General features: G+C 59.0%; 5 protein-coding genes. All 5 read right to left on the bottom strand.

The features are described 5' to 3' along the window. A partial coding sequence (locus F6S12_RS09220) for an FHIPEP family type III secretion protein (RefSeq protein WP_315868853.1) occupies window positions 1-208 on the bottom strand: 208 nt, incomplete at its 3' end. A gap of 144 nt (window positions 209-352) precedes the next feature. Then, window positions 353-3,934, bottom strand: a complete 3,582-nt coding sequence (locus F6S12_RS09215; protein ID WP_315868852.1) for a glycosyltransferase — start codon at window positions 3,932-3,934, stop codon at window positions 353-355. 37 nt (window positions 3,935-3,971) lie between these two features. Continuing rightward, window positions 3,972-5,207: an FkbM family methyltransferase gene (locus tag F6S12_RS09210; RefSeq protein WP_011059998.1), complete on the bottom strand. Its 1,236-nt coding sequence runs from the start codon at window positions 5,205-5,207 to the stop codon at window positions 3,972-3,974. A 58-nt stretch (window positions 5,208-5,265) separates the two neighbouring features. Beyond that, window positions 5,266-5,832, bottom strand: a complete 567-nt coding sequence (locus tag F6S12_RS09205) for an acetyltransferase (RefSeq protein ID WP_228102428.1) — start codon at window positions 5,830-5,832, stop codon at window positions 5,266-5,268. Between the two features lie 50 nt (window positions 5,833-5,882). After that, the gene (locus F6S12_RS09200) at window positions 5,883-7,016 is read right to left on the bottom strand and encodes an aromatic ring-hydroxylating oxygenase subunit alpha (protein ID WP_169893791.1); all 1,134 of its coding nucleotides are present in this window, start codon (window positions 7,014-7,016) and stop codon (window positions 5,883-5,885) included. Between the last annotated feature and the right edge of the window lie 14 nt (window positions 7,017-7,030).

Below are 7,030 nucleotides of genomic sequence, written 5' to 3'. Positions count from 1 at the left end.
CCAGCGGCCGCAGGGCGTACACGCACACCAGCAGAACCACGATCGACAAAGCGATGTTGAACGTGAAGAACACGTCCAGCAGGAACGCCGGGACCGGCAACATCATCATGGCCAGCATGACCAACAGCAGCACCGGCACACCCAGATTGCCTCGACCGAGGTCAGCCAGGTTGCTGCGAGCCGTGTTGATTAACTGAGAGCGATCCACCGATTTACCCCGTTCCGTAAAGCAAACTTTTGACGCCTGAAGCGGCACGGGGCTGCTACTGCAAGAAACCTTCCAACTTTTACCGAAAGGAAATATGGCGCCGGCATTGAGCCGAAAATGCCGGAAACCTCAGAGTGGCCGTGATTAATCCGGCAGCCAGGCAGCACGCCACGCCATCAATGCGCTGGCGTCCAGCATCCAGTCGCGCCGGACGACTTCACGCAGGGCATCCCCGGCCCGGGCATTGGCCTGTGGATCATCCAGATGCATGCGGATGGCCGCCCTCCAGTCCTGGAAGTGATTGGCAACCCGAGTCACCGGCAAATCACCGCGGAAACACGCCAGATCACTGCAGATGACCGGATAACCACAGGCGCCATACTCCAGGAGACGCAGGTTGCTCTTGCACTCGTTGAGCAGACTCTGCTGCATGGGCGCTACTGCCAGATCCAGATTCAGCCTGGCCAGCGCCGCCGGATACAGGCTGATCTCCACACCACGATGCACTTCCTTGACATAGGGCAGCAGTTCCTCGGGACAAGCCCCCATGAACACCCAGTCGACTTCCGTCGCCAGGGCTTTCACCACCTCGCCGATCACTTGAAGATTGGCCAGCTGCCAGTCCGCGCCCGCCCACCCTACCCGGGGCTTGTCGCCGGCACACCGCTGGCTGCTTGGCAACGCCCCCCAGCCCTGCTGGTCCAGGCGACTGTGGATGACCCGGGTATCCGGATGCAGGCCATGCAGAGCGTCGGCCAGGGCTTCGGTGGACACCACCAGGCGATCGACGCAGGCCACAGCTTCGCGCAAATAGTAGGAAATATCCCCAGGCGTCATGCCCTGGGCAGCCTCCCCGACAGCGAGGCTTGGCAGGTGATCGTTCAGCTCAAAGACCTTGAAACTGCGCGAGAAGGCTTGCGCACGACGCATGGCGCTGAGCGACTCCTCGCCGATGTGGCGCTGGAAAACCATCGAATACGGGGCCACTCGCGCCAGTTCGGCCGGCGATAACAACGCCATCGACAGCACCCCGTCGATCAGGCCCGCCGAACTCTGCTCCTCCATCGGTCGAATGGCCCGATAGTGACCACTGCCATAACGATCCGAAGGATGCACCAGCACCACTGGCAACGGGCGCCAGATCAGCGGACGCCAACTTAACGACGGCTCGGCCAGTTGGAAGCCCTTTGGCTGCCCCAGGGAGAAATTCAGATTGTAGGCCGGGTCCCGCGCCAGCACCGAAAGCCAGCGCTGGGACAAGGCATCTTCATCCCGCGGCGCAAACGCGGCCGGCGGCATACCGTGCATGACCCGCGCACGCGGCGTCCACACGGTCAGATAACCATGGCCCGCCAGGCGCAGGCACAGGTCAATATCCGCTCCCCCCTCAGGGAACAGCTCGGCATCCCAGCCACCCACCCCATCAAACAGGGCCTTACGTACCATCAGGCAGATGTCGGCGACCGCACTGCAATTGCGATCCACCTGCAAGCCATTCATGTACCCAGCAGCGTCGGCCTGCTGCCCGGCAAATGCTGCCGCCCCGCCGGCCGCCAGCCCCAGGATCAATCCGCCATGGCTCACTTCGCCATCACTGGAGAGCGCTTTGGCCCCCACTACCGCCACCTCCTGGCGCAGCGCGTGATTCAACAGCGCATCAATCCAGCCACCGTCGAAGATCGCCGTCAGCGCACGCAGGAATACCAGATATTCACCAGAAGCCTGCTGCGCCCCCAGGTTGTTGGCGGTGGAACGATCCACGGCATAAGGCAGGCTGACTACCCGGATACGCTCAGCCGACAGCTCCGCGACAGCCTGCAACCACTGCCTTGCCTCTGCGGCCTGACAGGCGTTATCGACGATCAGCAACTCGTAGAAAGGGTAACGGGTGTGCTCCAGGACACTGAAAATACAGCGCTGCGCCGCCGCCAGGTCGTCACTCACCACCACCACGATCGATACCAGGGGGCGGGCCTGGTGCCCGTAGTCGATCAGATAGTGTCCCGCAAGCGAGCTGTCGACCTGCGCGCTGGCATAGCCACGCTGCGACAGGTGCTCGACCAGCGCACGGCGCTCATCTTCATTTTCATCCAGGGCCACGGGCGGACAACTCAGCAGCAATTCCGGGATATGCCCGAAACCGTCAATGCCACCTTGATTGATCAGGCGCAGGATCAGCTCGAACTCCAGGGCCCGCGCGTAGGCACCATCAAAACCACCCGCCTCGATCAGCACCCGACGCCTGAAGATCCAGTGACGCGCCAGCACCCCCGGGAAACTCAGCAGGTAATCCAGGTTGAAGTCCGGGCGCAGCATGACCCCCGTGTCGCCATTGGCTTCTCGCAGCACGCCATCACAGAACACTGCACGGCAGTCGGGATCCGGCAGCAACTCCAGGCTGGCGACCAACAGGCCGCTTGGCGTGAACTCATCACCAGCGCGGACCAGCACACACCATTCGCATGCATCTTCTTGCAGCAAACGATTGACCTGCTCTGCGTAGTTCGCCTGAACCGGTGCGAAGTGCAACTCGGCGCCGCCGGCAACCAAGCCAGGCGCCTCATGCCCCAGTACCGTCACTTTCAGTTGCACAAGCCCCTGCGGCTGCGCCGCCAGGCTATGCAGGGTGCGCGCCAGCGCCTGGGCATCCGCGGCCAGATCAAGGACGATGATGCCGATTGAAGGAGCACCGCCGCCGGACTGCAGATAGCCCTCCATCAAATGCAACTGGGTCGGGCTTGGCACCCGCTGCTCGATCCAGCTGTTGATCTGCCGGTCGGCCACGCCCTTGGCGTAACTCTGGCGCAGAGCAGCCAGGATATCCACCGGCTCGAACCTGTCGCCGCCATACAGGGAACGCACCGAAACCAGATGGTTATCCAGCCCCCCTCGATGCCAGCCCAGTTCGCGCAATGTCCGTTTGAAATCAGCGTGCCCCTGGTTACCGATACCCGGCTTGTCGCGCCCCTGCTGACTGCCCTGCTGCAGGGACACTCGGAAATCGGTCAGCGGCTGCTTCAGCAACGCCAGGTTGCCCTTTTGCAGCAGCTTCACATACATCGCCAGGTCGCCCACCCAATAGATCAGGCAACCATTGAGCGACATCAGGCCATCCCCCAGCGCCAGCAGATCCTCTCGGCGACAAAGCACGCAACTCGGCTCGCCGATGAAGTTGAGGCTATGGTCGGCCAGCAGGCTGGTCAGCTCCTTGCCATCGATAACCACATCGGTAGCGAAAGGCAGGGATGTGGCCAGGGCATCCGGTTGCGGGACCCCGTCGGAATCGATCAGGCGGCGACGCGAAGACGCCATGGCCACAGAGGGATCTGACTCCATCGCAGCCACCAGTTGCGCGACACATTCAGGGTGCAATACATCGTCGTCATGGAGGAACTTGATGTACTTTCCACTGGCGACTTTTATGCACTCAATGGCATTGAAGAGCTCGCCGCGCAGAGACTCATTGAACTCATAGCGAATCGGAAAAGAGCAGGACTCCTGATAACGAGCCGTGCACTCACGGATGGTCCCGGTACGCGAGTCATCGCATACCACCACCTCCAGATGCTCGTAGCTCTGCGCACAGACACTGGCCAGCGCCGCTTCAAAGTAAGTTGCCTTGTAAGCAGGAATGACCACACTGACCAGTGGCTTTGCGCTCATATAAACCTTCTTGCTAGTTAATGCCGATAGCCCGCCACCTTCGCTCGAGTGGCACAGGCCCAATCAAATGACGCGCCAATGCAGCGCGCCAGAACGCAGATCAATAGAAGTACAGGCAGGTATCCCAGCGCTCTTCGGTGTGGTGGCGCAGGCCGATCTTGTAGTCGCCACGCACACTTTCGACAAAACGGGTGATATCCAGCAAATCGCCAGACCGGTGATAAGCCGAAATGGCCATTTTCGGGCGCCCACGACTGATGTGCTCACGGGCCCCCTGCAAGGCCTGCAATTCCGCCCCTTCGATGTCCATCTTGATCAGCGTCGGGCTGTCATCAAGCAATGAATCCAGACGGCGCACATCGACATCCCGGCAGATGGCCTGGGCAGTAGCGGCAGATAACAGGTGACCGCCGTGCCCGCCCTCATGCAAGAACGGCATCTGCCCGTCTTCGTTGCTCAACGCACAACCCAGCAACTCGATGGCACCTGACTGGGCAGGCGCGAGAGTACCGTTGTAACCGCTGATGAAGGATTGAATGGTGGCCCGATTGACTTCATCCGGCTCGATCATCCAGATCTTCTGGAAGCGGCCGTCGGTCGCATCGAGAAAGGCCTTGGCGGACTCGGCAATCGAGGCGCCACAGTCAGCGAAGCGCTCATTCTGATCAGGCAGCCACAAGCCGGAACGGAAATACAGGGTCAAGTAGGGCTTGGCAGCGTTGAGTATCCACTCGGGGTCGCACGTCAAATGGCCGAGCAAAACGCTGAACAGGGTGAAGCGTGAATAGTCATCGTCCAGACGCCGCCCGAGAGCGATCAACTCCTGGGCGTGAGCAACAATGTAGCTGCCCCAGTCATCAATCCGATGGTCGCTCGCCGGGTTGATGGAAAGCAGCCGCAAGCCCTGCTCAAAGTTGAGCATGGGGATGTTGTTGCGCAGCGCCAGGCTTTTGAAATAACGCCGGGAGTGATCATACCGACAGCCATTGACACTGATCAGCGCAGTATCCCGGGCCAACTTCAGGAAGGCATCCGAACTGATCACCGGAACGCCATGAAAGCTTTCCATCTTGCCGGCCTTGAAGTCGTCGACCACGGCAACAATCCGCACTCTGCCGGCAGCTTCATTGATAAAGAGTTGAGAGAACTGGGTCGTTCCCAACAGCACGACTTTTGTTTCACGCCCATTTGCGTCGTAGACATGACAGGCCTCAGGCGCAATACAGAAGCGCGGATCATGTTGATACGCAGAGACCGCCCGCTGAAAGATGGTGACCAGGTTTTCGTAGTTACCAGCCACTTCCAGCCCTTTAACACCAGCATAATTACTCGGCATACCCACTCCAGAAACGGCCCGCCCAATTGCCCGGGCAAATCCGCGAAATAATCAAGGTTCAGTTTTTCAGGACTCTGGCGCCGTCGGGCATCAGGGCATCGTAAAAGGACTTGTCAGCAAGGACTTCCGGCAACTTCCCCCCCAGCAGCCACTCACAATGGCGACCAACTTTCGTACCCGCCAGCGCAAAGCTGCCAGCGGACAGCGTGGTGCCCCTGCCGATTTCCACACCGCGCCCCAGGGTCACACCCGCCTGCAAGGTCACACAGGCCCCTAGCTGCACGGAGCAATCCAGAGTTACCTGGCGATCAAGCCAGGAGCCCAGCCCCACTACCGCACCGGAGGCCAGGTTGCAGCCCGCACCCACATAGGCATTGCCTTGCAGAACGGCGCTTTCTTCAACAATGGATCGAGGCGAAACCAGATTGAACAGGCGATACCCCGCCAACCGAACCTGGGCAATCAACTTGTATCGCGAATAGTTGACCGCACGCTCATCCAGCGCCACAAACACTTCGAAGTCTTGCGCCGGATACCGGTCGATGAATTCATCCAGCTGAAAGTTGTAACGATCAGCCGAAAGCAGGCGGTGCTGCACATGGGGCAAGCCCAGCTCAGTGGCCATCTGGCAGGCATGCTCGAAGGCCAGGCCCTCTCCCAGCACTATATGGGAAGTCATGGGCGCTCTCCCAAAACATGAGTTCTATACCAGAGATGCTGTTGAACGATATGCGCCTCATACTCGCCGTGCATGAAGCGCCGAGAGTGCTCACCGAACCCATCCTGCAAACGCTCGAGCACAACCGTGTCCTCGGCTATGACCTTGCGCTCGCCGCGAATCAAAGTTGCCAGCAAGGCAGTAAAGTCGGTACGTACATCCTTGCGTGTGGCGGTCATCATCCACAGGTGATAGTCGGTAACCCCAGGGGATACGGGATCGTACTGCTGAAGTAGAAAATGATCACCCTTGACACTACAGAAGTTGACATTGGGATAAATGAACCAGTTGTAGTAGGCATGTTCACTGCCATATTTTTCGCACAACGGCGCAAACCAGTTCTCGTAGGGCTTGATCAGAGCCTTGGTGCTGTAACTCAGCGAGTCAAGTTCAGGAGATTCGGCAGCAGAAATCAGCCTGATAACTTCCGATCCTCCGTCATCGCCAACTACAGGGATCTCCTTGACCATTTGATTCATGGCCGGCATGAAGGTTTGCGGATGAATAAAAGGAACGTGGTTATAGTCTTTCACGTTCTCCATATTCAACTTCCAGTTATACCGGACCTGATGGCAACTGTAGATAATCTGCGAATCCAGATGAGAGGAAACATCCTGCAACTGCCCGATGAACTCATCCGTAAATTGCTCATTCAGTGCAATGGGACTCTGCGCAAAATTCACAAACAACAACTGGCCGACTTCCTCCAGATGAAGTTTCTTCAGGCAGATCTTTTCTCGCTCCGCGGCACTGAACTGGTAAAGCCCATGATTGGGAATGCCACGCAACTCGCCCTCGGCACCAAATGACCAGGCATGGTAAGGGCAGACCATAGGGCGCTTGCCGGCACTCTCGGTCTGAATAGGCGACAGCCGATGGGGGCACTCATTGATAAAGGCCCGGATACCGGCTTCGGTTCTCTGAACCAGGATCGGCACACCCGCCACCTTGCGAGTGAAGAACTGATTTCGCTCGCGCACCATCGACGTGAACCCGACGAAGGTCCACAACGCGCCAAACAAGTGGGCACGCTCGCGAGAAAGAGTTTCCTGGGAGGTGTAATGGCTTGCATCCAACGCATGACGCGACATAAAACGTATCCACA

The organism is Pseudomonas sp. JV245A, from assembly GCF_032424515.1.
Taxonomy (GTDB): domain Bacteria; phylum Pseudomonadota; class Gammaproteobacteria; order Pseudomonadales; family Pseudomonadaceae; genus Aquipseudomonas; species Aquipseudomonas protegens.
This window is presented reverse-complemented; position numbering and strand designations above follow the sequence as displayed.